Origin of the sequence: Parvularcula bermudensis HTCC2503 (genome assembly GCF_000152825.2) — a bacterium.
In the GTDB taxonomy this organism is placed as follows: domain Bacteria; phylum Pseudomonadota; class Alphaproteobacteria; order Caulobacterales; family Parvularculaceae; genus Parvularcula; species Parvularcula bermudensis.
In genome coordinates this window covers 2,878,121-2,902,643 of the sequence record NC_014414.1, presented here as the reverse complement: position 1 = coordinate 2,902,643, position 24,523 = coordinate 2,878,121, and the positions used below count along the sequence as shown (strand labels likewise).

Genomic DNA, 24,523 nt, shown 5'->3' with positions numbered 1-24,523 from the left:
AAGACGACCCAGTAGCCTCCGCCCTTGCGGCCGGACCGCTTCGGGCGATGGACGGGCGCCGCCCCCCGGCCGAGAGGGAAAACGAGAACCCCGGAGTCAGGCGGCCTCGGCCGCCTGTCCCAGCGCGCGCCCGAGAGGCGCGCCCGCGCGAAGGATCAACGCCCGAAGGGCGGAGACCGGCCCGGCCGGGCTCCGTTCACGCGAGCCTGGTCCGCAGGACGCGCAATGAAAGTCGTTTAACGGACTAACGGTATGGTGAGCGTTACCCGAAGGCCGGGGTTTGCGTCGTCAAGCAAGAGAGTGCCGTCATGGGCAATCGCCACTGCTTTTACCAATGCGAGGCCAAGACCCGTGCCCCCAGGGGCTCGCTCGGGAGAAAGCCGTGCGAACCGTTCGGTCATTCGTTCACAATCGTCCGCCGGAATACCATGTCCGTTGTCCGTAACGATCAGTTGAGCGTTGTCGGCTGCGCTCGTCGCCCGAAGTACGATCGCCGTACCTGAATTGGTGTGGCGAATAGCGTTTTCCAGCAAATTGGCTAGAACACGCAGTAACAGGTCTTCATCCCCTTTTACGCACACGGCTTCAGATGAAACTTCAAGCCGAAGACAATGGTCGGCGGCGTCCGCTACGGGGTCGAACGCTTCATACACCCTCGTGGCAATATCCCGCAGATCAAGAATACCGTATCGGTCGCGGCGATTTCGATTTTCGATTTGTGCAATAGTCAGCAAGCTGTCAAAAGTTCCCGCTAAATGGAGGAGTTCGCGGTGCGCTTCGGCGAGCCGGCCCAGCGAATTGGCGTCAACAGTCTGCCTTTGCGCCTCCTCAATGAGAATCAGCGTTCGGCCGATGGGCGTCCGAAGTTCGTGTGCGATGTCATCCGTCACCCGCTTTACTCTTGCCATGTTCTCGCCGAGATCGCCGATCGACCGGTTTGTGCTTTCCGCCAGTGCATCAAGCGCATCGTGCTTGCCAATGACGTCAGCGCGGGCCGTGAAATCGCCACCAGCAGCAGCGGCAAAAGCTGATTCAATGCATCGTAAGCGCCGGCGGAAGCCTCGAGATAGCGTGAGCGCGCCGCCGATTGCCGCGAGCGTCGCGACGAAGGTCGATACCCCGAATGTCACCGCCACAAGCGTTCCGATTGCATCCGCCTCATCGAACGAATAGGCGTAGGCGAGGCGATATCTGTCGCGTGTGGCTGTACCTACAAAGAATATATCCTCATCGATTTTCGCATTGAGGTCGGTCGCCGATCGTCTTGTGAAGCCATCATCGGACGGAAGGATCAGGGCGACGCCGCCGACAACCGCGCCTTCAGGGTCGACAACCGTTCCGGCGACATGTTCGACTCTGCCATTGTTGAGCCTCGTGCTCAAAAAGCTGGCTGCCGATTCCGGCCCCCCCATCTCGAAGCGGTCGACCAGATCCGCGAGCCCGGCCCTTGTCTCGGCCGTCACGCGCGCGTGGAGCGCCTCTCTCACCACGCCCCAACCGATAAGTGCTGTGGTGGCAAATACGCCGATGAAGATTGCGGACACGATGAACGTCAGCCGTATGAAGGGATCGCGCCGTAGAGGCTCAGGATGCCCTGATGACATAGCCTGCTCCCCTAACGGTCTCGACGAGCGCGGACGCGAAGGGTCGATCGATTTTGGCCCGGAGGCGGCTGATATGGGTTTCCACCAAAGACGTCTGAGGGTCGAAATGAAAACTCCAAACACGTTCAAGCAGCATTGTTTTCGTCATGACACGGTTCTTATTCCGGAGTAGAATTTCAAGAAGCAGAAACTCCTTCGGTCCGAGATCGAGGGAAACGCCGCCGCGCGAAACCGTTCGGGCGATGAGATCCATGTGAAGATCAGCAGCCGTCAACGTGGTGGGATTGCCGGCAATTGGAGGGCGCCGAACGAGTGCATTGAGCCGTGCATATGCTTCGGAAAATGCGAAAGGCTTGACCAAGTAATCATCCGCCCCCGCATCAAGTCCTTCCACTCGGTCATCGAGACCGCCCATCGCCGTTAGAAGCAGAACAGGCATTTTGCGACCTGCCGCACGTAAGCGCTTCAAGAGAGAAAGGCCATCAAGTCCAGGCAACATCCGGTCCAGCACCACGACGTCAAAGTCCTGCGCCAGCGCCATCTCTAGCCCGTCGGGCCCGGTAGAGATGGCTTGAATCTGATGGCCCTCTCGAGTCAAGCCGTCACCTAGATAGTGCGCCATCTTGTGGTCATCTTCGATTATCAAGACGCGCATCCGGTCCGTTTCCTGTCTTTCCGTTCGTAGTGTAAGGCATTCCGCGCTGGGAAGATGAACTATACAAGATTGTATGCTTGGGTTCAGGCGGGCGTAAACGGGCCTCATTAGCCTCTCCTCCGGGAGGCTGACACCCTATGGTCCAGTTCGCGCGGTCATTTCGAGGTGCGGCTCTTGCCGCGGCGACGATCAGCCTGCTCGGCTGCGCGCATCAGCAGGGTGAGAAGGGCGAATCCGCCTTCGGTATCACCGCCGCCTCACATGAAGAAGCCCCTCTCAGCGATCGGCCGCTGACGTCTGACCGCGCCGTTGCAGTCGCGCTGCGAGACCATCCCGCACTGCGTATCGCCGCGGCGGGTGAGCGGCTTGCGGCCGCGGATCTCCTTGGCGCCCAGACCCTGCCAAACCCTACCCTGACCCTTCTCGACCCAGTCGGCGCTGGTGTTGTCGAAGGATCGATCGTCGTGCCGTTTGATTTTCTAACGAGGGGCCCGAAGATCGCAGCAGCGCGAGCAAGGCTTGAAGCGGCCGAGCTTGATACTTTGCACGCAAGCATCACGCTCATCCGGGATGTTCGACATGCTTTCACTGTGGCGCAGGCCGCTGAGCGTCGGGCGGTCCTGCTGGCAGCCGATGCCGACGCGCTCGGGCAACTCGCTAACATCGCACGGAATTCTGCAGATGTCGGACGTGGCACCGGGCTGAATGCCGTGGCCGCCCGGTCGACCGCGCTTGCAGCCAGCGCTGCGGCAGAGCGTGCTCGGGCGGACGCGGAGATCGCTAAAGCGGCATTGGAAGCCTATTTAGGTATGCCTCTCGGTGACGCGACCTTGAGCGAAGAAATGGCGCCGCCGAACAGCCAGCTTCCTTCCTTGTCTGGCCTAATCGACGCGGCACTTTCCGCCCGGCCCGATGTCCTGGCCGCGCAACGACGCCGGCAAGCTGCTCTGCGCGATGGCCACGGCCGTGTTGTCGACGCTCTGGCGCCGAGTGGTTATGTTGATCTCGCAAAGCAACCTTCCGAGCCACTACAATTCAGCGGGGGCGGCGGTCTGGCGATTCCCATATTCGATCGCGGCCAGGCGGCGCGTCGCCGGGCCGCCGCCCGAGTTGAGGAAAGCGAAGCACGGCTCGAAGCATTATCGCGAACTGCGAGAGAAGAGGTCACCTCGGCGCGGCTCGCGTATCAAAACGCCCTGCAGCAGGACGCAGACTATGCCAATGATATTTTACCGTCTGCGGAACATCGACTGACGCTCACCCAAAAGTCATTTGAACTCGGGCGGGCGACCTTGACCGATGTATTGATAGCCCGCCGTGACCTCGTCGCCATACAGCAGGCTAAAGCCGACACTGCCGCCGCCGCAGCGATGGCATGGGCGGACCTACAGTATGCTATGGGTGCCGGCCCCGCTCTCTTGCCAACCCCAGGAAAGGGCGAACGATGAGGCGCTCACTATATGGAATCGCAGCGTTTGTCATACTGGCTAGCTGCGGCGGCGAAGCGGCGGCACCCACGAAGGAAGCGCCAGCCACCGTCGCCGGGGCCAGGCCCGAAGAAGAACTGACGACGCTGTCATTGACCGATGACGCGATTATCCGGTTAGGGATCGAAACCCAACCCGTTTCGACGCGGCACGTGGCGGCGAGACGGTCCTTTCCGGGTACCATTGAGGCGGCGCCGGGCGCCAGCACGCAGATCGCAGCGCCATTCGATGCCATCGTTGCATCGACCGACCTGGAATGGGTTCCCACAGGGGCGACGATCGCCAGCGGTGACCGGGTGCTGTCGCTGGTTGCGCTGGGGTCTGCGCCCGCCGGCATCAGTCCTGTCGAGAACCTCGCGGTTCTCCAAAAAGAGTTGGAAAACGCACGAGCACGCTTGCAGCGTACGGAGGAGCTGATTGCGGTGCAAGGCGCGAGTGCGGAAGAGCGGGAACTTGCCGAGGCAGAGGTTGCACGTGCAGAGGCCGCATACAACAGCGAAAGGGCGAGATTGAACGGGGGGCAGGCGGGAGGTATCGCCGTTCGTGCGCCGATCGGTGGGACGATTGCATCATATTCGGTGGGTCCCGGGCAATCGGTGAAGGCCGGCGACCCGTTATTCCGCATGGTCGATACGGACCGACTGATCGTCCGGGTGGCGGTTCTCGCCACGGAAGTCGGAGTTATTGGGCATGGCGACGCTGTCATCACGCAGATTGGACAGGCGAATGGCGCGCCTGTGATCGGCAGGCGTGTCGGCATGGCGCCCACTCAGGGGGCTGGCGGAAATGTCACAAACGTTTTCGTCAAACCTGAATCGATTCCAGCGACTTGGTATGTGGGAGTGCCGGTCGATGTGGCTCTTGGCGTGGGTGAAGCCGCAGACCATTTGGTCATTCCGCAGTCGGCCCTGTTCCGCGACATCTATGGAGGAACGTGGGTGTACGAACGCATCGCGCAGTCTCGTTTCGCGCGTCGAAGGGTCCGGGTCGCTTTCGTCGAGCAGGATGATGCCTTCCTCTCAGTGGGACCTGGCGCTGGTACCGATGTCGTGACGGTCGGCGTGGCTGAGCTGGCCGGCACAGAATTTGGGATCGGTAAATGATTCAGGGTATCATCTCTACGGCGCTCAAGCTTCGCTTCATCACGGTGGCTCTTGCGATAGCGCTCGTGGTCTTCGGCGTTCGCGGTCTGGGCAATGCGCCGCTCGACGTTTTTCCGGAATTTGCCGCACCGCTGGTCGAGATACAGACCGAAGCGCCGGGGCTCTCGGCCCTGGAAGTCGAGGAACTTGTCACTGCCCCCCTCGAAAACGCCGTCAATGGTGTCGCCTGGCTGGACACCATCCGGTCTAAATCCGTACTCGGTCTTTCGTCGGTGAAGGTGATCTTCGACCGCAATGTCGATCTCATGGAGGCACGTCAACTCGTGCAGGAAAGGGTGGCGCTTGCGACACCAACGCTGCCGACGGCGGCACGTGCGCCGGTGCTATTATCTCCTTTGTCTTCGACGAGTCGCGTTCTGAAAATCGGGATGCAGTCAGACACGCTGTCTCAGATGGAGCTCTCCACGCTGGCGGTCTGGACCGTGAGACCGCGCCTCATGTCGGTCCCCGGTGTTGCAAATGTCGCGGTTTGGGGACAACGCGATCGCGAATTTCAGATTGTCGCTGATCCAACCCAACTGAGCGGTTTCGGACTGACCATCGACGATCTTCGCTTGGCGGCATCGAATGCGGTCGCGGTTACAGGCGGATCATTCGTAGAAGGCGCCAACCAACGACTATCGGTAACGCATGTGCCCGCTGTTCAGACGACAGAGGATCTGGAACGCGTTCTTGTGTCTAATCGTGGTGGGATGCCTATTCGAATGGGCGATGTCGCACGCGTAGTGGAGGGGTCGCCGCCGCCGATCGGTGATGCGATCGTCGATGGTGCCCCTGGCATCCTGCTGATCGTCGAAAAACAGCCATGGGGTAACACGCTCGACGTCACGCGTGGTGTTGAGGCGGCGCTCGATGACCTGATGCCTGCTCTCGAGGGTGTGAGGGTCGATCCTACGATCTTCAGACCAGCGACGTATATCGAGAACTCGATTGCCAACCTCAATCACGCGCTCCTGATCGGCTGTGGTCTGGTAATAGTGGTTTTGTTGCTTTTCCTGAGCGACTGGCGATCGGCGCTGATCAGCATCACCGCGATTCCACTGTCGCTACTTACCGCGGCGCTCGTCCTGCAGGCGGCAGGCGGCGTCATCAATACAATGGTCTTGGCAGGCCTCGTGATCGCGCTGGGCGAAGTCGTCGACGACGCTATCATTGATGTCGAAAACATAGTCCGTCGGCTCCGACTGAATGCCGAAACGGGATTTCCGAGGTCGTCATTCGCTGTCGTACGCGATGCCTCGACGGAGGTCCGTTCGGCCGTGGTTTTCGGGAGCTTGCTGGTGGCTGCCGCACTTGTTCCCGTCTTTACACTGACGGGCCTTACAGGCACCTTCTTCAAGCCGCTTGCGCTTACCTACATCACGGCGATCGGCGCCTCGCTCGCGGTTGCATTGACCGTAACCCCGGCTCTCGCCCTTTTGTTGCTGCCCAGGAACACGGCACAGCAACAACGTGACTCCCGCTTGGTGAGGACACTGAAATCTTCCTACGAAGGATCGCTGAAGCGTCTGCTTTTCCGTCCCCGCGCGGCCATGACGGCACTGGGTCTTTCGGTCGCCGCCGCGTGTGCGATCTATCCCTTCCTGGGCCAGGAGTTGCTCCCGAAATTCCGCGAGTACGATTTTCTGATGCACTGGCTCGAACGGCCTGGAACGTCGCTTCCGGCAATGAATCGTATCACCATGAGGGCGTCGGACGAACTACAATCGGTCGACGGCGTCCGGAATTTCGGAGCCCATGTCGGGCGTGCGGAGGTGGCGGACGAGGTTGTGGGGATCGATTTCACAGAACTTTGGATCAGTCTCGACCCCGAGGTCGATTACGAAGCGAAGGTCGAAGAACTTCAGGCGGTGGTGGACGGCTACCCCGGACTCTATCGGGATCTTCTCACCTACCTCCGGGAACGGATCAAGGAAGTCTTGACGGGAACCAGCGCATCGATCGTGGTCCGCATTTCCGGACCGGATCTCGACACGCTCATCTCCAAGGCTGCCGAAGTCGAAGAGCACCTGGCTCAAATCGACGGCGCCGCGGACGTGCATGCACAACACCTAACCTACGTTCCCGAAATCGAAGTCGAGTATCGACCCGACGCCGGAGCAGCCTTAGGGATTACACCAGCGGACGTCCGTCGCGCCACATCAACGCTCCTTAGTGGGGAGCGGGTCGGTCAGATCTATGCGGATCAGATTCCAGTCAACGTCGTCATTCGTGGGCCTCACGCGATTGCGACCTCGTTCGAAAGCCTCCGTGAGCTGAGATTGATGGCCCCAAATGGCGACCTCGTCCCGCTGACGACTGTCGCGAATGTCACTGTGCAGCCGTCGCCCAATGGTATCACACGTGAGAATGCTTCTCGCCGGATCGATGTGAGCGTCAATGCGGTTGGGCGTCCTGTCGGCGCTGTGGCGCAGGATGTTGAGGCGGCGTTGGCCGGCATTGTGTTCGAGCAGGGTTACTTTCCCGAATTGCTTGGCGAATATGCCGAGCTGAGCGCCGCCCGGTCGACACTGTTCACCGCTATGGGGGCGGCTTTCATCGCCATTTTTCTTATTCTCCACGCCCTGTTCGGCTCCGTCCGGGTCGCCATCATCATTATCGCTTGTCTTGGTGGTGCATTATTCGGTGGCGTCCTTGGCGCCCTTATCGGTGGCGGCGTAGTGTCGCTCGGCTCTCTGATCGGATTTGTGACGGTGCTCGGGATCGCGGCGCGTACCAGTGTCATGATGATCAGCCATTTTCGTCATCTCGAAGAGGTCGAAGACGTGCCCTTTGGTCCCGATCTTGTGGCGCAAGGTGCCGAAGAGCGGCTTGCGCCAATTCTCATGACGGCCTGCACGACGGGGCTGGCGCTTCTTCCGCTCATTGTGGGGGGCGTCAAGGCCGGTCAGGAAATCGAGTATCCGATGGCGATCGTGATATTGTCGGGTCTTGCCTTCTCCGTCCTGGTCAATCTCTTGCTGCTGCCGCCGCTCTACCTGCGTTTTGGCCGCAGACCCGAGCGGTCACCGGAAGAGTCGGCACCACTCCGGAACGAGGGAGTTCATGCCGCCTGATCGGAAACCCAACTTCATATCGCAAAGGTCCATGACGATGACGGAAAACTGGCAGTTCTGGGCGATCCTCGCTGCCGCGTTCGCCGCGCTGACAACGATCTTTGGTAAGGTCGGTATCGAGAATGTTCCCGCCGACTACGGAACGTTTGTCCGCACTGTTGTCATCGTGATCTTTGCAGGGGCCATCGCGTGGCGAACAACCACTCACGACGCAATATCGATTATCAGTACCAGAAGCTATGCATTCCTCGGGCTTTCGGGCCTGGCAACCGGCGCCTCATGGCTCTGTTACTACCGGGCGCTGCAGCTGGGACCCGCAAGCCGCGTTGCACCGATCGACAAGCTTAGCGTCGCAGTTGTCGCGGTAATGGGCGTTATTTTTTTTGGCGAGGTTCTGTCGCCGAAACAAGTGCTCGGCGTCGCCTTGGTGACGTTCGGGGCGTTGCTAATGCTGTGACATTAAACAACAGGAGATAACAATATGCTCCGAGACAAGCTCAAGATAACAAGTTGGGCGGGCCCCATACCCATTGGGATCGCCTTCGGAAGTGCCGGGCTACTCATTTTTCTCTGGCTGATGGAGGAGGTGGCTGAACAGGAATATCAGCATCTTGATCAGGCTCTCTTGGTCGCGCTTCGCGATCCCGTCGACCCCGACCGTCCTCTCGGGCCCGATTGGCTCGTCACATCAATGACGGATCTCACGGCACTGGGGGGTTACACAGTCCTTACACTGATTGTACTGTTTGCGTGCGCTTGCCTATTTGTTCTTCGGCAGCGTTTGTCCGTGGCAATCCTCCTGGGGTCCGTGCTCAGCGGCATAGTAGCCAGTACACTGATCAAGATGCTGTTCGACCGAGCCCGGCCGGATGTGGTTCCCCATCTCGTTACCGCGCTCTCGCCGAGTTTTCCCAGCGGGCACGCTATGCTTTCGGCGACGACTTATCTGACGGTCGGCGCCATCGTCGCACAAGCAGCACGACAGAAGAGACTACGGTTCATCATCATTTTTTTCTCCGTTTTGGTGACGCTGCTGGTTGGGTGCAGCCGGGTTTACCTCGGCGTTCACTACCCGACCGATGTGTTCGCGGGTTGGGCCGCGGGAACGGCTTGGGCTTCGTTCTGGTGGATCGCAGACCGCTCACTCCGTGGTCGGACCGACGCGTAGGGAGCGTGCGATCTGTGTCCAACGGACGTCTGTACCCGGTGGAAGAGAGTGGATGCAGGCATCGAAAATTTGAAGGTAAGTGCAGGAAATTGACATGAAAATCCTTGTAGTTGGTGGCGACGGCTTTTGTGGCTGGCCGACGGCGTTGCATCTGTCGGAGGCCGGACATGATGTGCGCATCGTGGACAATCTTTCGCGGCGCAAGATCGACATAGAGCTGGAAGTGGCGTCGCTGACGCCGATCGCGCCGATATCGACACGTCTTGCGGCTTGGGAGGAACTGACCGACCGGAAAATCGCGTTCGACGCGTTCGATGTCGCTCGAGACTATTATCAACTCGTCGGACTGCTGAGGGCTTTCGCGCCGGATGCAATCGTCCATTTCGCCGAGCAGCGTGCGGCGCCCTATTCGATGAAGTCGTCTGCGCACAAGCGCTACACGGTCGATAACAACCTCAACGCCACGCACAACATCCTCGCCGCGGTGGTCGAATGCGGTCTGCAATCCTCCACCCATATCGTCCATCTCGGGACGATGGGGGTCTATGGGTACGGCACAGCCGGTATGCGCATTCCAGAGGGCTATCTCACCGTGCATCTCAAAACGCCGCAGGGCGAAGAGGTGCAGAAGGAGATTCTCTATCCCGCCAATCCCGGGTCGATCTATCACATGACCAAGACCCAGGATCAGCTCATGTTCGCGTATTATAACAAGAATGATGGGCTCAGGATCACCGACCTCCATCAGGGGATAGTCTGGGGCACACAGACGAACGAAACGCGGCGCGACGAGCGTCTCATCAACCGGTTCGACTATGATGGCGATTATGGCACGGTTCTCAACCGCTTCCTGATGCAGGCGGCAGTCGGTTACCCGCTCACCGTCCATGGGGGCGGCGGTCAAACCCGCGCCTTCATCCATATTCAGGACACGGTGCACTGCATCCATCTGGCGATCGAAAACCCGCCCGCTTCGCGCGAACGCGTTCGTATCCTCAACCAGATGACGGAGACCCATCGTGTGCGTGATCTGGCGAATCTCATAGCTGATCTGACTGGCGCCAAAGTCGAGAACGTCGCCAATCCGCGTAAGGAGGACGACGAGAACGACCTCCATGTCGAGAATCGGCAATTGCTCGGCCTGGGTCTCGACCCGATCACGCTTGAGGACGGGCTACTCGTCGAGGTGACCGAGATCGCGCGTAGATATGCCGATCGTTGCGACCCCGGTAAAATACCTTGCGTGTCCTACTGGAACGAGGATCGCCGCACGCCAGGTAGTGGTGGGCGGACCTAGTGCTAATCAGGGGGAATGAAGCTTGACGGCTGTGGACATATTTCGCTTTGCGACTGATCGGTGGATTAGAATATGCTCAGGTCTCAGACAGTAAGAACTATTACGGGTGCAAATCGACTGGGTTGGTGCGGGCCTCTAGAGCGAGTTGTTTGTGATCCGATTCACAAATGATGCGGATTGTGATTCAGCGTCACCGTGCTGTAGCGGAGGCGGCGATGCCAAGAGGATATGGGACGAAGCTGCGGGGCCGAGTGATCGCAGCCCATGCCGATGAAGGCCTTTCGGCGAGAGCGGCGGGACGTCGGTTCGGGATCGGAGTTGCGACGGCGGTCTGCTGGGTCCGGCACTGGCGCGAGACGGGACAGGTAGAGGCGCCGGCCCGCAAGCCGCGGCCCTCGAAGCTCGATCCGCACCGGGACTGGCTGGTGGCTCAGCGGCTGGCGGAACCTGATGAACGGCTCGTGGATCTGGCGGCGCGGCTGGAAGCCGAGCACGGGGTGCACACGGACAAATCGGCGCTGTCCCGGTTCTTCGCACGCTGCGGCGTGACGTTTAAAAAAGAAGAGCCTGTCCGCTGGTCCCCGACCGGCTGACGTAGCTGTACGCCGCGCCGGCGAGGTGTTCCCGGTACGCGACCCGCTCGAAGCGCGCGTCGGCGGCGACCCAGGGGCGGAAGTCCTCATAGTCCCGGCTGACACCGAAGGGAGCGGTCAGCGCGACGCCCGCCTCGATCAGCCAGTCCGGCCAGCCTTCCGGTCGTTTCAAGCCGAGAAGGCCCAGACGCCCGCCTGCGGGCAGCGTCGCATAGGTCCGCGCGACGACCTCCTCGTAGCTGGGCACCATCTCGAGGCCGAACGTCGAGAGGACCGGGCGCGTCGAGGCGGGGAAATCGAACTCGCAGACATCGGCCTGGACGAAATCGACGTTGCCGAGACCAGCGCGGCCTGCCCGCTTCCGAGCTTCGCCCAACATCCCCTCGGACAGGTCGACGGCTACGACCCTTCCGGCCTCTCCGACGGCGGCGGAGAGCCTTTCCAGGTTGACCCCGGTGCCGCAGCACAGATCGACCACGATGTCGCCTGGCGAGAGTTCCAGACCTGCGATCAGGCGCGCCTGGTGCCGCCCGAACCCCAGCGCGCGGAAGCCGATCGTCAGGAGATCGTAACTTCCCGCCCGCCGATCGTAGAAGCGGCGAACTTGATCCGTGGCCAGCACGCTCATGGGGAGACCGGGGCCGCGGCGACGTCCACCTCCGCCGTCACGTGGTCGACGTCGAAACGTTCGTGGAGCAGCGTCTTCACGGCGCGGCGCACGGCGCTTGGATCACTGCCGGACGCGGCGTCGATCTCCAGGGTGAGCATCGGACGCTCCTCCGTGATCGACCAGGCATGGACGTGGCGAACGCCGGTGACGCCCTCGACTCCTTCGAGCAGGACCTCGCGGATCTTCTCGGCTTCCAGGCCCTCCGGGGCGCTCTCGAGCAGGATCGCCGCGCTCTCCGTCACCACCCTGTAGGCGGCCCGCAGAATGAGCAGGGTCACGAAGACCGACAGGATCGGGTCGATGGGCATCCACCCTGTCAGCATGATGACGATCGCAGCGACGATCGCGCCGACTGAGCCGAGGAGGTCGCCCAGCACGTGCAGCGCGGCGGCTCGGACGTTGAGGTTCGAACCCTCGCCCCGCGTCAGCATCCAGAAGGCGGCGATGTTCACGACGAGCCCCGCGACCGCGACCCAGAACATGAGCCCGCCCAACACCTCGACGGGTTCCCGGAACCGCTTGATCGCCTCGTAGAAGATCCAGGCCGCGATCAGGAACAGCGACAGCCCGTTCACGAAGGCGGCGAGGACCGAGAAGCGGTCATAGCCGTAGCTGCGCTTCCAGGTCGCGGGCCGCCGCGACAGGCGGACGGCGCCGAGGGCTAGAAGCAGCGAAGCGAAGTCGGTCAGCATGTGCCCGGCATCCGCGATCAGCGCGAGCGAGCCGGAGATCACCCCGCCGAAGACCTCTGCCAGCATGAAGCCGCCGGTCAGCGCGGCGGCTATCGCGAGCTTGCGCTCGTTCCCCGCCGTCGGCGCGACGCCGTGGTCGTGTCCTTGTCCCATAAGGCTTTTCCTATCGGTCTAGTCGATCTCCGTCGCGCAACCAGGCGAGGGCGGTGCCTTGCTCTTCGGCGTCGAAATTTCGAAGCTCTGCCTCGGCGAACGGCTCTGCGGCCTTCGTTACCGCTTCTTCCCAGCGCGCATTCCCGACGATGGCGATCTTCGCGAACCGGTCATTATAGCGCAGATCCGCCTTCAGGTCAGAGAGCGCCGCTTGCCACCTCTCGTAGCCCTCGAGCTCCTCCATGACGACGAGCAGACCTGCGTCGACGCGTTCGCGCATCTCGCTTTCCAGCCAATTCGCGAAACGCTCGATGTCCTCGCGCGCGAGCCTTCCCGCAAAGCGAGCCGCCAGAACGTCCCGGCCGTCTCCCTTCAGAACCTGAAACATGAAGACCTTTCTTCGCTGATCGCTCGTAGCGAACAGGCGCAAGCAGATACGGTTCTGTTCATCCGCCTCGAACGGTCTTCGATGCGGAAGCAGAACGTTGCTACGTTTCTCATGAACCCCTCGTCGCCCGTGCCAAGACGATGAGACCGGCCACCGCGGAAAGTCCGGAACCGATCAGCACGCTCAGATTGGTGTTCAGCACGGCGCCTGGCGCTTCGAAGGCGAGCGAGGCGACGAACAGGCTCATCGTGAACCCGACGCCCGCGAGCATCGCGACGCCGTAGATCTGGCGCCAGGTCACGCCCGCCGGTAGCTCGGCGAGCCTCGTCGTGACGGCGAGCCACGTTCCCGCGACGACCCCGACCGGCTTGCCGACGAACAGGCCGAGCACGACGCCGAGACTGACCGGACCGAGCAAGGTCTCCGCCGTGACGCCGCCAAGGGCGATGCCGGCGTTGAAGAAGGCGAAGATGGGCACGATGAGCAACGCGACCCAAGGCGTCATGTCGTGCTCGATCTGGTGGAGGAACTTTCGGCCGCCCACTCTCATGGGCAAGGTCCAAGCCGCGAGGACGCCGGCCAACGTCGCATGGACGCCCGATTCGAGGAGCGCGAGCCAAAGGACGATCGTGACGACGGCGTAGGCCGTGGGACTCCCGACGCGGAACCGATTGAAGCCGACCAAGACGGCGAACGCGGCTCCCGCAGCGATCAGGGCGGGCGCGCTGAGCCCTTCGGAGTAGAAGACCGCGATGACGACGAGGGTCCCGAAGTCGTCGAAGATCGCTAGCGCGGTCAAGAACACCTTGAGCGAGGTCGGCACTCGCCGGCCGAGCGCGGCGATGCAGGCCAAAACGAGCACGATGTCGGTCGCGACGGGGACCGCCCACCCGCGTGCGGCTTCGGGATCACCCATGTTGAAGGCGAGGTAGATCGCCGCGGGTACCGCCATGCCGCCAGCGGCTGCGAGCGCCGGCAACGCCACCTGCGAGAGCGAAGACAGTTGTCCCTCGACGACCTCGCGTTTGATCTCGAGGCCGATCAGGAAGAAGAAGAACACCATCAGTCCTTCGTTGATCCAGGAGATCATCGGCTTGCCGAGTTCGAAGGCACCGATCCGGACGGAGGCCGGGGCGTGGTGGAGCGCTTCGTAGGCGTCGGCGTAGGGAGAGTTCACCCAGGCGAAGGCGAGGACCATCGCGCCGACCGTCAGGAACGCCGAGCTCTTCGGCGACCGCAAGACGCGTTCGAGCATACCGCCCGGTCCGTGACCCGTCATCGTCGTCTCCTTTGCTGCCACCGTGAGAAATGCAGGGATCCGGGCCGCGCCATGGGAGGCGCGACCCGGTGAGACTACTCCGCGGGCTGCAGGGACAGCCCGTTCGTCGGCGCGGTGAGACCTCCGGCCCTCGGCGCGAACCATCGGTGCAGCGCGGGCAGCACGAGCAGCGTCAGCACGGTCGAGGTCACGAGCCCGCCGACGACGACGGTCGCCAAGGGCCGCTGCACCTCCGCCCCGACGCCGCTGGCGAAGAGGAGGGGGCCGAGGCCGAGCGCGGTGGTCAGCGCCGTCATCAGGACGGGCCGGGCGCGCAGCACCGCGCCGTCCACTGCCAAGACATCCAAGTCCTGACCCTCGCGCGCGAAGCGATCGAGATAGCTGACCAAGACCATGCCGTTGCCGAGCGCGATGCCGAACAGCGCGATGAAGCCGACCGTGGCGGGCACCGAGACCGGCAATCCCACGATCCATAGCGCAAGCGCCCCGCCGACGAGGGCAAGCGGGATGTTGAGCAGGATCAAGAGCGCCGACTTCAACCGCCCGAAGGTCATCAGCAGAATCAATAGGACGATGCCGAGCGTGATCGGGATGACCACGGCGAAGCGCTTGTTCGCCTGCTGTTGCAGCTCGAACTGACCACCCCAGACCACGCGGTAGCCCGGCGGCAGGTCAAGCTGGGTGGCGGCGAGGCCCTGCGCCTCCTCGACGAAGGAGCCGATGTCGCGGCCCCGCACGTTCGCCTGCACTGTAATGAAGCGCTGGCCTTCCTCTCGCGTGATCTGACGCGGCCCGACGACAGAGCGCACGTCTGCGACAGCCTCCAGCGGGACGAGCGCCCCGTCCGGTGCTTCGAGCACCAGACGGCGGACCGCCTCGGGCGTGTCCCGAGTCTCCTCCGTATAACGGACGACGACCGGGAACTGCCTCACTCCCTCGAAGACGGTGCCGGCCTCCTCGCCGCCGATGGCGGCGCGGACGGTCGAGAGTGCTTGTTCAACGGTGATGCCGAAGCGGGAGAGCGCCTGCCGGTCGAGGTCGACCTGCAACTGCGGCGCGCCCGTGACCTGGTCCATCTGCACGTCCGCCGCGCCGGGGACCTCCCCGAGGATCCCTTGGAGCGATCCCGCGGCCGAGATCAGCTCGTCCGTGTCGGGACCGAAGATCTTGACGGCCAGCTCCGCCTTCGTGCCGGTCAACAGCTCGTCGACCGACATCGCGATCGGCTGGCTGACGTTCACGAGGATGCCGGGGAAGTCCGACAGCTCCTCAGAGAGCGCCGCGCGCAGGTCGTCCGGCGAGAAACCCTTGCGCCACTCATTTTTCGGCTTGAGCGCCAGGAAGGATTCGCCGCTGTTAGTCGGGTCGGCATGGGCACCGACCTCGCCGCGACCGATCCGGGTGACGACGCGCTCGACTTCGGGGAACGCCTCCAAGATGCGCTGCTCGACGCGGGTCATGGTCGCCTTTGCCTCGGTGAGCGAGATCGACGGCGCCATGGTCGTTCGGAGCAGGATGTCGCCTTCCTCCAGGGTCGGCGTGAACTCCGATCCGAGCCGGGGGAAGACCACGGCGCCGATTAGGAGAATGGCACCGGCAAGGCCCAGGGCGGCCGCGCGACGCCTGACGAAGAACGTTGCGAGCGGGCGGATAGCCCGGCCTACCCGACCATCCTCGTCGACGGGTGCTTTCGCGGGAGTCTTCCTGGGCGCTTTCGTGTTCTCACCACCCGATCGCATCACCCATCCGGCGATCGCCGGGGCGATCAGGCCCGCGTAGATCAGCGAACCGAACATAGCGAGCGCGGCGGACGCGGCCAGGGGCCGGAACGTCTTCCCCTCGACGCCCTGCAGGGCGAAGAGCGGCAGGAAGACGACGATCACGACCGCGACGGCGGCGAGGAGCGGGGCGATGACCTCGATCGTGGCCTCGGCGACCGCCGTCCTGCGGTCGGCGTCCGGCCGTTCCCGCAGCATGCGATCGACGTTCTCGGCGATGACGATCGCGCCGTCGACCATCATGCCGATGGCGATGGCAACGCCGCCGAGCGACATGAGGTTCGCGGACACGCCGAAGAGCTTCATGCCCAGAAAGGCGAAGCCGACCGAGAAGGGGATCGACAGGACGACGACGAGGCTCGGTCGCCAGCCGCCCAAGAAAGCGAAGATCAGGACAGCCACCAGCAGCGCACCCTGCCAGAGGGCTGTCGTGACGGTCGAGGAGGCTGCGTTCACCAGCGTCGCTTGGTCGTAGTAGGCGACGGCTCGCACGCCTTCCGGCAGAGTCTCGTTGATCTCGTCGAAGCGTTCGCTCGCGCGTTCGATGACGTCCGAGGTGTTGGTGCCATAGAGCTTCAGGACGATGCCGGCAACGACCTCGCCCTGGCCGTCCGCAGTGGCGAGGCCTTGTCGAACGCCGCCGCCGACCTCGATTTGCGCGACGTCTGCGACCCGGACGGGCGTGCCGTCCACGGTCTTCAGGATGGCGGCGCCGAGGTCGGCGATGTCTTCGGCCAAGCCGATGCCGCGCACGACGTACTGCTCGGCGTCTATCTCGAGGTACTGGGCGCCGGTGGTGCGGTTGCCGGCTTCGAGCGCGGTGATGACGTCTCGGACGGTCAGATCGTAGCGCAGCAGCGCCTCCGGGTTGACCTTGACCTGGTACTGCTTCTCGAGGCCGCCGAGCGACAGGACCTCGGTGATGCCGGGCACTGACTGCAGCTGATACTTGATGAGCCAGTCCTGAATCTCCCGCATCTCGACGAGGTTGCGCTCGCCGGTCTCGTCGACGAGGTTGTAGTAGAGGATGATGCCAAGCCCCGTGCTGATCGGCCCCATTTTGGGCTCGCCGAAGCCTTCCGGGATCGCCTCCCGCGCCTCGGCCAGGCGTTCGCCGACGACCTGCCGGGCGAAGTACACGTCGGTCCCGTCCTCGAAGTAGATGTTGAGGACGGAGAGGCCGAAGTTCGAGACCGAGCGGATCTCCTCGAGCTTCGGCAGGCCCGACATCGAGGTCTCCAGCGGGTAGGTGACGTAGCGTTCGACCTCCTCGGGCGCGAGGCCCTCGGTCTCGGTGAAGACCTGGACGAGGGAAGGGGTGACGTCGGGGAAGGCGTCGACGGGCAGTGATCGGAAGGCCCAAATGCCGGCGATGGTGACGGCTACGGCGGCCAGCCCGGCGAGGAGCCGGCCGCCCGCAACGCGGTACATGAAGTTTTGCATGGTGTGTGTCCTAGTGAGGAGAAAGTGCGCGTTCGGGGTCTCGGCTCAGTGACCGTGACCGTCGCCGAATGCGTCCTTCTCCAGCTCTGCTTTGAGGGTGAACGCGCCTTCGGTAACGAACCGGTCGCCGGCGGCGAGGCCTGATACGATCTCGAGCCGGTCCCCGACCTGCCGTCCGGTCTCGACGGGAACGGGCGCGAAGCCGTGCTCGCTGCGGGTGAAGACGACGTCCTGGCCTTCGAAGACCACGACGGCGCCCTTGGGCACGGTCAGCGTCTCGCCGTCCGTTCCGGTCGCGATGCTCGCCGTGACGAACTGGCCTGGGCGCAAAAGCCCCTCCGGGTTGTCTAGCACCACCCTGGCCGTCGCCGTGCGCGATCCTTCCGCCAATTGCGGGGTCACGAAGGCAACCTCGCCCTCGGCGATGGCGGCGCCCGACTCGCCTTTCAAGATAACCGTCTGACCGGACCGGACGGCGCCGAGATCGGCGGCGTAGACCTGCACGTCGGCCCAAACGACGCTGTCGTCGGCGACGACGAAGGCCGGCGAGCCTCCATCTTCCCCTGCCTGGACGGACTGGCCGAGCGAGAGCCGCCGTTCGATGACGCGGCCTGCAATGGGCGCGGTAATCCTGTAGCGCCCCGCTGCGCCGTCCGCGCCCGCCTGTGCCGTTTCGATCGCTTCGTGGTCGATGCCCGCCGCATGAAGCGCCGTCTCGGCGGCCTCGCGCCGTGCGACGGCCATGGTCGCTTCCTGACGCGCCTGCGCGAACTCCGATTCCGACGTGATGCCCTGATCGCGCAGACCGCTCTCACGCTCGAGCGTGGCCCGAGCGTAGCGTTCGGCGGCCCGGGCACTATGGTAGTCCGACATGAGCGTCGCGAGGCGTCCGCTGTCGAGCACGGCGAGAACCTGCCCCGCCTCGACGAGGTCGCCCTCGGTCGCATCCAGCGAGCGGACGACGCCGCCGACGCGCGGCGCGATCGTCGCGATCTTGTCCGCCGCGAAGGACAGCTCTGCCGGCAGATCGGTCTCACCGCCGATAACCGTCCGCCCCGCCGTCGCGAGCTGGATGCCAAGAGCGGATGCGTCTTCAGCGGATAGCTCGACGGTGTCGCCTTCTTCGTCACCGTGCTCGCCCTCGTCGCCATGATCGTCGGTCACGGCTTCTGATTGCTGGGATGGGCGAAGGTCTTCCTCGCCCTCCGCGCCGCAGGCGGCGAGGGAGGCGGCGAGCGCCAGCAGGCTGATCGTCTTGTAGATGTTCATCGGTCCGTCTCCTGACAGAAGCTCGGTGAGAAGGGGGGGAGGGCAGCGAGGGCGCGGACTTCGGCTTCCGCGTCGCGGGCGGCGAAGGCGGCGGTGATGGCGCTGCGTTGCACTGTGATGAGGCTGGTCTGCGCGGCGAGCGCCGTGGTGAGGTCGAACTTGCCGGCCCGGTAGCCGGTGCGCGCGGCCTCGGCGGCTCTCCTGGCGGCGGGCAAGGCGTCGTCGACCAGCGCGGCACGGCGGGTCTCTAGGATGGCTGCCGTGCTGAGCGAACGCTGAGCCGACGCTGCAAGGCGTGCCGCCGTGACGTCAGCCTCGTAGGCGGCACCGCGCGCCCGCGTCGAGGCCGCGCGGATGTTGCCTTGGTTCCGGTCGAACAGCGGCAACGGCAGGCTGACGCCCGCCACCAGGGCTTCCGTCCCGTCCGCCTCGAAACGGCGGACGCCTAAGCTCGCCGTTACGTCGGGATTGGCCTGCGCGCGTGCCGCGCGACGCTCGGCGAGCCGAGCATCGCGGCGGGCGTCGGCCAGCCGCCGCTCGGGATGGGTCTCGACCTGGTTCGCGACCAGCTCGGCGGACGGCAGCACGGTGGGGGCGAAGAGGCTCGCCCCGGCGATCTCGACCGGATCGCGGCGTCCCCAGAACGAGCCCAGCGCGTAGGCGAGTTGCTCTGCCTGCGCGGCAGAAGCCGCCGCAGCGGCCCGCGCATCGGCCTGCGCCGCGATGGCCCTGTCGAGGGCCGTCCTCGGGGACTTGCCGGCGTCGACCCGCGCGCGGACAGCATCGGCGAGTTCGTTCGACAACCTGGCGGCTTCGGCCGCCAGCTGCGCACCTTCCTGCGCGGCGGCTAGCTCGTAGAAAATCGCCGCCGCTTCGCGCTGCAGCGCGCGCAGCGTCGCGTCCCTGTCAGCCTCGGCCAAAGCGGTCCGCGCGAGGGCCGCGCGGCGCTCAAGCCGCCGCTTGCCGCCGAGCCGGAAGGTCTGTCCGATCGACACGGTCGTCTCGGCGAAGTCGTAGCCCGAAAGAGGGTTCGCGCTGCCGAACGCGTCACCGTAGAAGTTCTCGGCCTCGACCGAGACGACGGGGTTCGTCCAAAGGCTGGCCTGCTGCGCCTCGTAACGCCGCGCGACGGCTTCGAGCGCCGCTGACTGCACCTCGGGCGAGGCGTCCCGGATCGCGGCAAGAGCCGCGTCGAGCGTGTAAGGGGCCGCCCTGTCTTCGAGTAGCCGCAGCTCCTCCGATAGGGGGCAAAGCGTCTGTGCGGCCGCGTTAGCGGCGGACAGGCTCGCGAGGACCGCCAGGGCGGCCCCGCTCAGATGTCGGGTGTTCATGGGTATTCCTTCGCGTTAATGACCAGAAGACGTGCCGTAAGGCAAAGTATCAGGTCATACGCGGGGAGGGCGGAGGGGTCCTTCGGGGCCAGCAAGACGGGGCGCGTTGCCGCTCCGGAGAGGGCGGTTCAGCGCGCCGAAGACCGATTGATGCGGCGCTTCAAGAAACGATGCATAGAGGTGAAGGTGACAGCTGCTGCAGCCATGGGCCTTGTGGTGCTCGTGACCGTCATCGGGCGCATGGTCGGCCGGATCGGCGGCGCATTGGTGCTCGACGCAATGGACGGCCTCGGGGTCCTCGTGCGCCGCCTCCGCCGTCAACGGTCCTAGCAGCAGACCCACCGCCACAAGGACGGTGAGCAGCATCCGAAAGACCGGCAGGGTCGGGCGGGCGGCAATCATGGAGCTGGCCTACAGCAATAGTCTAAAAAAACAACGAAGAAGGATGTAATTTCTACAGCCGCTAGGTTGGGGACTCATTCGATCCAAGTGGCGACGAGGGAAACGAGAGCGATCGCGGCGAGATAGTTTCTTGCGAGGCGGTCGTATCTCGTCGCGATGCGTCGCCAGTTCTTCAGTCGGCAGAACAGCCGTTCGATGATGTTCCGTCGTTTGTAAGCCGCTCGGTCAAGCGGATAGGGGATCTTGCGTGAAGCTGTGGAGGGGGTGACGGCTTCGGTCCCCCGGTCCGTGAGCCAAAGTCGGAAGGGTTCAGCGTCATAAGCTTTGTCGGCGAGAAGCCTCTGCGACGGGGTGACGGCCCCGACGATCTGCTTGGCGACGGTAATGTCGGCGACGTTCCCCGGTGTCAGGACGAAAGCGACCGGTCGGCCGCAATCATCGGCCAGAGCATGGATTTTCGTCGTTCTGCCGCCGCGCGAGCGGCCGACCGCCTGATTTTCTTCCCCCCTTTTCCGCCGCTTGCGGAGCGGTGAGCTTTGACGTGACTGCTGTCGATCGACAGCTCTTCGGGTACGGGACCCCGGGCCGCCATCTTCGCGAAGATCCGCTGCCAGATGCCGCGCCCCGACCACCTGTTATAACGATTGTAAATCGTGGTTGATGGACCGTATTCGGAAGGACAGTCCTTCCAGCGACAACCTGTCTTCAGGACGCGAAGGATGCCGCTGATCACCCGCCGATCGTCCACGCGGGGCTTGCCCGGCTTTCCCCGCGGCAAATGCGGCTCCAACGCTTCCCAAGCTTCATCCGACAACCAGAACAAATCCGACATGGCAGGCCTCCTTGCAAAGAGACTCATCCCATCCCCAGATAATCAAGTCTGATCAGCAGCTTGTTTGGGTTCCCAACCTAGAGGGTCAACCCTTCCGGGCCGGGTTGGCGGTCTCACCGGCCTCGTGATCTTCGGTCAGACAGCGACGATGGTCGCCAAGGGTTTCCATGACCGTGCAGTCCCCGACCGACCCCCCTTCGCAGGAGGCGATCATGCGCTTCAGTTCCGCTTCCAGCGTTTCGAGCCGATTCAGGCGGTCGCGCACCGCCGCCAGCTGGCGCCTTGCGATGGCGTCGACCGCGGCGCAATCACTGCTAGGCCGGGTTTGAAGGGCGATCAGCTCCTCGATGGCATCCATGGAGAAGCCGAGGTCACGGGCATGGCGGACGAAGTTGAGCCGGTCGACGGCGTCGGCACCGTAGACCCGCTGGCCGCTCGGCGTGCGACCGGGATCGTCTATCAATCCGCGTTGTTCGTAGAAGCGGATCGTCGTGACCTTCACCCCCGTTTTGCGTGACAGGACGCCGATCGTGCGTTTCGCGGCCATGATATCTCCAAGCTTGCCTCTACAGAGACTGTAGGGCTTAGGACGCCGCCCTTCAACGGTGAGGAGTTTGGCGGATGTCCGATTGCTGCGGCCCCCAGAATTTTGACGGCGCATCGCCCGCCTATCGGCGCGTCCTGCTTGGGATCATCGCCATCAATGCCGTGATGTTTCTCGTCGAGATGGCAGCCGGGTTTGCGGCGCAGTCGCAGGCGCTGAAGGCCGATGCGCTCGATTTCGCCGGTGACAGCGCAACCTACGCCATCAGCCTCGCGGTGATCGGGTCGAGCCTCGTGGTCCGGGCGCGGGCGTCGCTCTTTAAGGGCGCCACGCTCGCCGTGATGGCGATGGTCATCCTTGCGCTTGCGATCGGCCGCTTCTTCGAGGGCACCGTGCCCGAAGGCGGCACCATGGGGGCCATCGGCTTTCTCGCGCTCGCCGCCAATCTTGCGAGCCTGTTCCTGCTGCTGCGGTGGCGTGAGGGAGACGCCAATGTCCGCTCGGTCTGGCTGTGTTCGCGCAACGATGCGGCTGGCAATGTCGGCGTCATCATGGCCGCGGGACTTGTCAAGCTCACCGGATCGGCATGGCCTGACCTCTTGATGGCCATGGCCCTTGCCGGCCTCTTTCTGTGGTCGTCGCGGTCCATCATTGGCCAGGCTCGCGGAGAACTGGGCCAACCGTCCGGCTGCGCAGGGCCCATAACAAAGGACAGCCGACCACTTCGGCCGCGCGACGTAGCTGACGAAGGAGGAGCCAGCCGATGAGTGCGCACGATCACCCCCATCTCGACCCCGAAAGCGGCGACCGGCGGGTGTCGATCGCCATCTGGGCGAACGCGCTTTTGACCGTCGGTCAGATCGTGGGCGGAATCCTCTCCGGCAGCCTCGCCCTGATCGCCGATGCCCTCCACAATTTCTCCGACATGGCGTCGCTGGTGATCGCCTTCGCCGCCCGCAAGATTGCACGGAGGCCCGCCGACGAACGGATGACGTTCGGCTATGGCCGTATCGAGATCGTCGCAGCGCTGATCAACTACACCTCTTTGATTATTGTCGGGATCTATCTGGTTTATGAGGGTGTCATGCGGATGGTCGACCCGCCCGAGGTGGGAGGATGGACGGTCGTCGCCCTTGGTGGTCTCGCGCTGGTCATCGACACGCTGACCGCCTGGCTCACCTGGTCGATGCAGAAAGGCAGCGCCAATATCCGGGCGTTGTTCCTGCACAACCTCTCCGATGCGCTGGCGTCGGTCGCGGTGATCATCGGCGGTACTGCGATCCTGCTCTACGACTGGCGTCTGATCGATCCCCTCGTCACGCTGCTGATTGCGGGCTACATTCTCTATCTGTCCTTCAAGGAGATCGGCAGCCCCATCCGCACCCTGATGCTCGGCAGCCCGCCCGATCTCGATGGCAACAAGGTCATTGCCCGCCTCAGCCAGATCGAGGGGGTCGCCGACCTCCATCATGTGCATCTGTGGCAGATGCAGGAGCACGAGGCCGCGCTCGATACCCATGTGGTCCTAACCGAGGACGGCTGGCCCCGTCTAGCGGAAATCAAGCGGACCATCAAGCAACGCCTGCGGAACGATTTCGGAATCGGCCACTCGACCCTCGAGTTCGAGCATCAGAACCGGGCCCATCGGGACGCCCAGCTTTTCGGGCATCAGGACGAAGCGAAATCGTAATTCCCTCGCCGAGCGAGAAGGGGCTTGCCGTCGTCACTTGTCCGCAAACGGAATTTCGATCCTAAGCCCTGCCACGTCCCGTCCATGCTGCAAATCCTCCGAATAGAGGTTCGTCGCGCGACAACGGAGGGCGACGGCGATTATCCGGGCGCCCACAACACTGCCATCGCTCGCCTCGACGATGCAGATGAGGCGGATCGTCTCGTTGTGAACGCGGATCTCCGACCCGTGGAGCCCCGCCTTGCGATGGAGACTGACAGCGAATTCGCCGATCACCTGCGTCGAGGCCCATCGGTCGGGCCGGTCCGAGCGCAGGAGTTTCTCGGCTCGGTTTGCTCTGCGAGTGTCCGCTGACACGAGCCGATTGTCCAGGTTGGGGTTTCGTGGAGCAGAAGTCCTGTCACTGGGCAGAGGAGCCTCTGACGCGTCGTTGGAAGGTCGCGACGCGGTAGAGATACCATCCGGCAAGCCCTGCTGCGATGACGTTCGAGACCGGATTGATCCAGGCCTCGACGGCGTCATAGTTCTCGCCCAGCCAGAAACCGACAAGCGTGAGAAACGCGGTCCAGGCGAACGTTCCGGTGGCCGTATATAGATAGAAGCGGCGCGGCGACATGTTCGTGATGCCGGCTGGAACAGAAATCAGTGTGCGAACGGCAGGAATTAAGACGTCCGATCATGACGGCTTTGTCTCCGTGACGGGAAAACCAGGCGCAGGCCTGATCGAACTCGACCGGCGTCATGGTGAACCAGCGGCCGTGTTTCGCCGCCCGTCGCTTGAGCCTGTCTGCTCCGATCCTCTTCCCCAGATAGTACCACAAGATGGCACCGGCGAACAAACCCACCGATCCGGCGAGAATGGCGAGGATCAGGCTCATCTGATCCTGAGCGGCGTTGAACCCTTCAAGCGGCACGATCAGTTCCGACGGGATCGGTGGGAAAACGTTTTCGGTGAAAATCAACAGGGCAACGCCGAAATAACCGCTGCGCTCGATGAAGGCGGTGATCCAATTGAACATATGGTGGTCT

23 protein-coding genes and 1 pseudogene are annotated in these 24,523 nt (G+C 63.4%); 9 read left to right on the top strand and 15 right to left on the bottom strand.

The window, feature by feature from the left end; all coding sequences use genetic code 11:
• Window positions 1–236: 236 nt before the first annotated feature.
• Both PB2503_RS14180 and PB2503_RS13545 read right to left on the bottom strand, forming a co-directional pair.
• Window positions 237–1,604: a sensor histidine kinase gene (locus PB2503_RS14180; RefSeq protein ID WP_013301839.1), complete on the bottom strand. Its 1,368-nt coding sequence runs from the start codon at window positions 1,602–1,604 to the stop codon at window positions 237–239.
• Complete coding sequence (locus tag PB2503_RS13545) at window positions 1,585–2,259, bottom strand: response regulator (protein WP_013301838.1); 675 nt, start codon at window positions 2,257–2,259, stop codon at window positions 1,585–1,587. Before PB2503_RS13545 ends, PB2503_RS14180 begins: the two co-directional genes overlap by 20 nt.
• A gap of 137 nt (window positions 2,260–2,396) precedes the next feature.
• Between PB2503_RS13545 and PB2503_RS13540 the strand changes: the two genes are divergently transcribed.
• From PB2503_RS13540 to PB2503_RS13510, 7 genes are all read left to right on the top strand, one after another.
• Window positions 2,397–3,707 carry a TolC family protein gene (locus PB2503_RS13540; RefSeq protein WP_013301837.1) on the top strand — a complete coding sequence of 437 codons (1,311 nt, stop codon included), beginning with the start codon at window positions 2,397–2,399 and terminating at the stop codon, window positions 3,705–3,707.
• A complete protein-coding gene (locus tag PB2503_RS13535) occupies window positions 3,704–4,849 on the top strand; it encodes an efflux RND transporter periplasmic adaptor subunit (RefSeq protein ID WP_013301836.1) in 1,146 nt (381 codons plus the stop codon). The genes PB2503_RS13540 and PB2503_RS13535 overlap by 4 nt, the downstream gene beginning before the upstream one ends.
• Window positions 4,846–7,965 (top strand): efflux RND transporter permease subunit, encoded by a 3,120-nt coding sequence (locus PB2503_RS13530; RefSeq protein ID WP_013301835.1) that lies wholly within the window; start codon window positions 4,846–4,848, stop codon window positions 7,963–7,965. Before PB2503_RS13535 ends, PB2503_RS13530 begins: the two co-directional genes overlap by 4 nt.
• Before the next feature lie 31 nt (window positions 7,966–7,996).
• The gene (locus PB2503_RS13525; protein WP_041535756.1) at window positions 7,997–8,422 is read left to right on the top strand and encodes an EamA family transporter; all 426 of its coding nucleotides are present in this window, start codon (window positions 7,997–7,999) and stop codon (window positions 8,420–8,422) included.
• Between the two features lie 24 nt (window positions 8,423–8,446).
• Window positions 8,447–9,133, top strand: a complete 687-nt coding sequence (locus PB2503_RS13520; protein WP_013301833.1) for a phosphatase PAP2 family protein — start codon at window positions 8,447–8,449, stop codon at window positions 9,131–9,133.
• A gap of 94 nt (window positions 9,134–9,227) precedes the next feature.
• Window positions 9,228–10,430 (top strand): NAD-dependent epimerase/dehydratase family protein, encoded by a 1,203-nt coding sequence (locus PB2503_RS13515; protein ID WP_041535755.1) that lies wholly within the window; start codon window positions 9,228–9,230, stop codon window positions 10,428–10,430.
• A gap of 179 nt (window positions 10,431–10,609) precedes the next feature.
• A complete protein-coding gene (locus PB2503_RS13510; protein WP_148235303.1) occupies window positions 10,610–11,023 on the top strand; it encodes a helix-turn-helix domain-containing protein in 414 nt (137 codons plus the stop codon).
• Here the strand turns inward: PB2503_RS13510 and PB2503_RS13505 are convergent.
• From PB2503_RS13505 to PB2503_RS13460, 10 genes and pseudogenes are all read right to left on the bottom strand, one after another.
• The gene (locus PB2503_RS13505) at window positions 10,983–11,651 is read right to left on the bottom strand and encodes a methyltransferase domain-containing protein (protein WP_013301830.1); all 669 of its coding nucleotides are present in this window, start codon (window positions 11,649–11,651) and stop codon (window positions 10,983–10,985) included. The genes PB2503_RS13510 and PB2503_RS13505 overlap by 41 nt on opposite strands.
• Window positions 11,648–12,538 carry a cation diffusion facilitator family transporter gene (locus PB2503_RS13500; protein WP_013301829.1) on the bottom strand — a complete coding sequence of 297 codons (891 nt, stop codon included), beginning with the start codon at window positions 12,536–12,538 and terminating at the stop codon, window positions 11,648–11,650. Before PB2503_RS13500 ends, PB2503_RS13505 begins: the two co-directional genes overlap by 4 nt.
• A 10-nt stretch (window positions 12,539–12,548) precedes the next feature.
• Entirely contained in the window at window positions 12,549–12,926 is a 378-nt protein-coding gene (locus PB2503_RS13495; RefSeq protein WP_013301828.1) for a SpoIIAA family protein, read from the bottom strand.
• A gap of 109 nt (window positions 12,927–13,035) precedes the next feature.
• Window positions 13,036–14,181, bottom strand: coding sequence for a Na+/H+ antiporter NhaA (gene nhaA / locus PB2503_RS13490; RefSeq protein ID WP_013301827.1), 1,146 nt, complete (start codon window positions 14,179–14,181; stop codon window positions 13,036–13,038).
• A 98-nt stretch (window positions 14,182–14,279) separates the two neighbouring features.
• Window positions 14,280–17,426: an efflux RND transporter permease subunit gene (locus tag PB2503_RS13485; RefSeq protein ID WP_013301826.1), complete on the bottom strand. Its 3,147-nt coding sequence runs from the start codon at window positions 17,424–17,426 to the stop codon at window positions 14,280–14,282.
• A 45-nt stretch (window positions 17,427–17,471) separates the two neighbouring features.
• Window positions 17,472–18,695, bottom strand: coding sequence for an efflux RND transporter periplasmic adaptor subunit (locus PB2503_RS13480; protein ID WP_013301825.1), 1,224 nt, complete (start codon window positions 18,693–18,695; stop codon window positions 17,472–17,474).
• Window positions 18,692–20,026, bottom strand: coding sequence for a TolC family protein (locus PB2503_RS13475; RefSeq protein WP_013301824.1), 1,335 nt, complete (start codon window positions 20,024–20,026; stop codon window positions 18,692–18,694). The genes PB2503_RS13480 and PB2503_RS13475 overlap by 4 nt, the downstream gene beginning before the upstream one ends.
• Before the next feature lie 54 nt (window positions 20,027–20,080).
• Window positions 20,081–20,428, bottom strand: a complete 348-nt coding sequence (locus tag PB2503_RS13470) for a hypothetical protein (RefSeq protein WP_041535024.1) — start codon at window positions 20,426–20,428, stop codon at window positions 20,081–20,083.
• 74 nt (window positions 20,429–20,502) lie between these two features.
• Window positions 20,503–21,287: pseudogene (locus PB2503_RS14455) on the bottom strand (IS5 family transposase).
• A gap of 58 nt (window positions 21,288–21,345) precedes the next feature.
• Window positions 21,346–21,807 (bottom strand): MerR family transcriptional regulator, encoded by a 462-nt coding sequence (locus PB2503_RS13460; protein ID WP_013301821.1) that lies wholly within the window; start codon window positions 21,805–21,807, stop codon window positions 21,346–21,348.
• 74 nt (window positions 21,808–21,881) lie between these two features.
• On the opposite strand from PB2503_RS13460, the gene PB2503_RS13455 reads away from it, so the two are divergent.
• Window positions 21,882–22,571 (top strand): cation efflux transmembrane domain-containing protein, encoded by a 690-nt coding sequence (locus tag PB2503_RS13455; RefSeq protein ID WP_013301820.1) that lies wholly within the window; start codon window positions 21,882–21,884, stop codon window positions 22,569–22,571.
• On the top strand, window positions 22,568–23,494 hold the full coding sequence (locus PB2503_RS13450; RefSeq protein ID WP_013301819.1) for a cation diffusion facilitator family transporter: 927 nt from the start codon (window positions 22,568–22,570) through the stop codon (window positions 23,492–23,494). Before PB2503_RS13455 ends, PB2503_RS13450 begins: the two co-directional genes overlap by 4 nt.
• A gap of 33 nt (window positions 23,495–23,527) precedes the next feature.
• Here the strand turns inward: PB2503_RS13450 and PB2503_RS13445 are convergent, their stop codons facing one another.
• Genes PB2503_RS13445 through PB2503_RS13440 form a run of 3 tightly spaced genes read right to left on the bottom strand, consistent with a single transcriptional unit; the run spans window position 23,528 to window position 24,513 of the window.
• Window positions 23,528–23,851, bottom strand: a complete 324-nt coding sequence (locus tag PB2503_RS13445; protein WP_148235300.1) for a PIN domain-containing protein — start codon at window positions 23,849–23,851, stop codon at window positions 23,528–23,530.
• Window positions 23,852–23,894: 43 nt separating this feature from the next.
• Entirely contained in the window at window positions 23,895–24,110 is a 216-nt protein-coding gene (locus PB2503_RS15100; RefSeq protein ID WP_013301817.1) for a DedA family protein, read from the bottom strand.
• Window positions 24,013–24,513, bottom strand: coding sequence for a DedA family protein (locus PB2503_RS13440; protein WP_013301816.1), 501 nt, complete (start codon window positions 24,511–24,513; stop codon window positions 24,013–24,015). The genes PB2503_RS15100 and PB2503_RS13440 overlap by 98 nt, the downstream gene beginning before the upstream one ends.
• Window positions 24,514–24,523: the final 10 nt, after the last annotated feature.

Bases quoted from the DNA above. Each gene is read 5' to 3' on its own strand.
- PB2503_RS13450 (WP_013301819.1), top strand. From the start codon at position 22,568: ATGAGTGCGCACGATCACCCCCATCTCGACCCCGAAAGCGGCGACCGG.
- PB2503_RS13470 (WP_041535024.1), bottom strand. From the start codon at position 20,428: ATGATTGCCGCCCGCCCGACCCTGCCGGTCTTTCGGATGCTGCTCACC.
- PB2503_RS14180 (WP_013301839.1), bottom strand. From the start codon at position 1,604: ATGTCATCAGGGCATCCTGAGCCTCTACGGCGCGATCCCTTCATACGG.
- PB2503_RS15100 (WP_013301817.1), bottom strand. From the start codon at position 24,110: ATGTCGCCGCGCCGCTTCTATCTATATACGGCCACCGGAACGTTCGCC.
- nhaA (WP_013301827.1), bottom strand. From the start codon at position 14,181: ATGCTCGAACGCGTCTTGCGGTCGCCGAAGAGCTCGGCGTTCCTGACG.
- PB2503_RS13505 (WP_013301830.1), bottom strand. From the start codon at position 11,651: ATGAGCGTGCTGGCCACGGATCAAGTTCGCCGCTTCTACGATCGGCGG.
- PB2503_RS13455 (WP_013301820.1), top strand. From the start codon at position 21,882: ATGTCCGATTGCTGCGGCCCCCAGAATTTTGACGGCGCATCGCCCGCC.
- PB2503_RS13535 (WP_013301836.1), top strand. From the start codon at position 3,704: ATGAGGCGCTCACTATATGGAATCGCAGCGTTTGTCATACTGGCTAGC.
- PB2503_RS13545 (WP_013301838.1), bottom strand. From the start codon at position 2,259: ATGCGCGTCTTGATAATCGAAGATGACCACAAGATGGCGCACTATCTA.
- PB2503_RS13500 (WP_013301829.1), bottom strand. From the start codon at position 12,538: ATGGGACAAGGACACGACCACGGCGTCGCGCCGACGGCGGGGAACGAG.
- PB2503_RS13440 (WP_013301816.1), bottom strand. From the start codon at position 24,513: ATGTTCAATTGGATCACCGCCTTCATCGAGCGCAGCGGTTATTTCGGC.
- PB2503_RS13480 (WP_013301825.1), bottom strand. From the start codon at position 18,695: ATGAACATCTACAAGACGATCAGCCTGCTGGCGCTCGCCGCCTCCCTC.
- PB2503_RS13485 (WP_013301826.1), bottom strand. From the start codon at position 17,426: ATGCAAAACTTCATGTACCGCGTTGCGGGCGGCCGGCTCCTCGCCGGG.
- PB2503_RS13540 (WP_013301837.1), top strand. From the start codon at position 2,397: ATGGTCCAGTTCGCGCGGTCATTTCGAGGTGCGGCTCTTGCCGCGGCG.
- PB2503_RS13520 (WP_013301833.1), top strand. From the start codon at position 8,447: ATGCTCCGAGACAAGCTCAAGATAACAAGTTGGGCGGGCCCCATACCC.
- PB2503_RS13530 (WP_013301835.1), top strand. From the start codon at position 4,846: ATGATTCAGGGTATCATCTCTACGGCGCTCAAGCTTCGCTTCATCACG.
- PB2503_RS13515 (WP_041535755.1), top strand. From the start codon at position 9,228: ATGAAAATCCTTGTAGTTGGTGGCGACGGCTTTTGTGGCTGGCCGACG.
- PB2503_RS13475 (WP_013301824.1), bottom strand. From the start codon at position 20,026: ATGAACACCCGACATCTGAGCGGGGCCGCCCTGGCGGTCCTCGCGAGC.
- PB2503_RS13460 (WP_013301821.1), bottom strand. From the start codon at position 21,807: ATGGCCGCGAAACGCACGATCGGCGTCCTGTCACGCAAAACGGGGGTG.
- PB2503_RS13495 (WP_013301828.1), bottom strand. From the start codon at position 12,926: ATGTTTCAGGTTCTGAAGGGAGACGGCCGGGACGTTCTGGCGGCTCGC.
- PB2503_RS13525 (WP_041535756.1), top strand. From the start codon at position 7,997: ATGACGATGACGGAAAACTGGCAGTTCTGGGCGATCCTCGCTGCCGCG.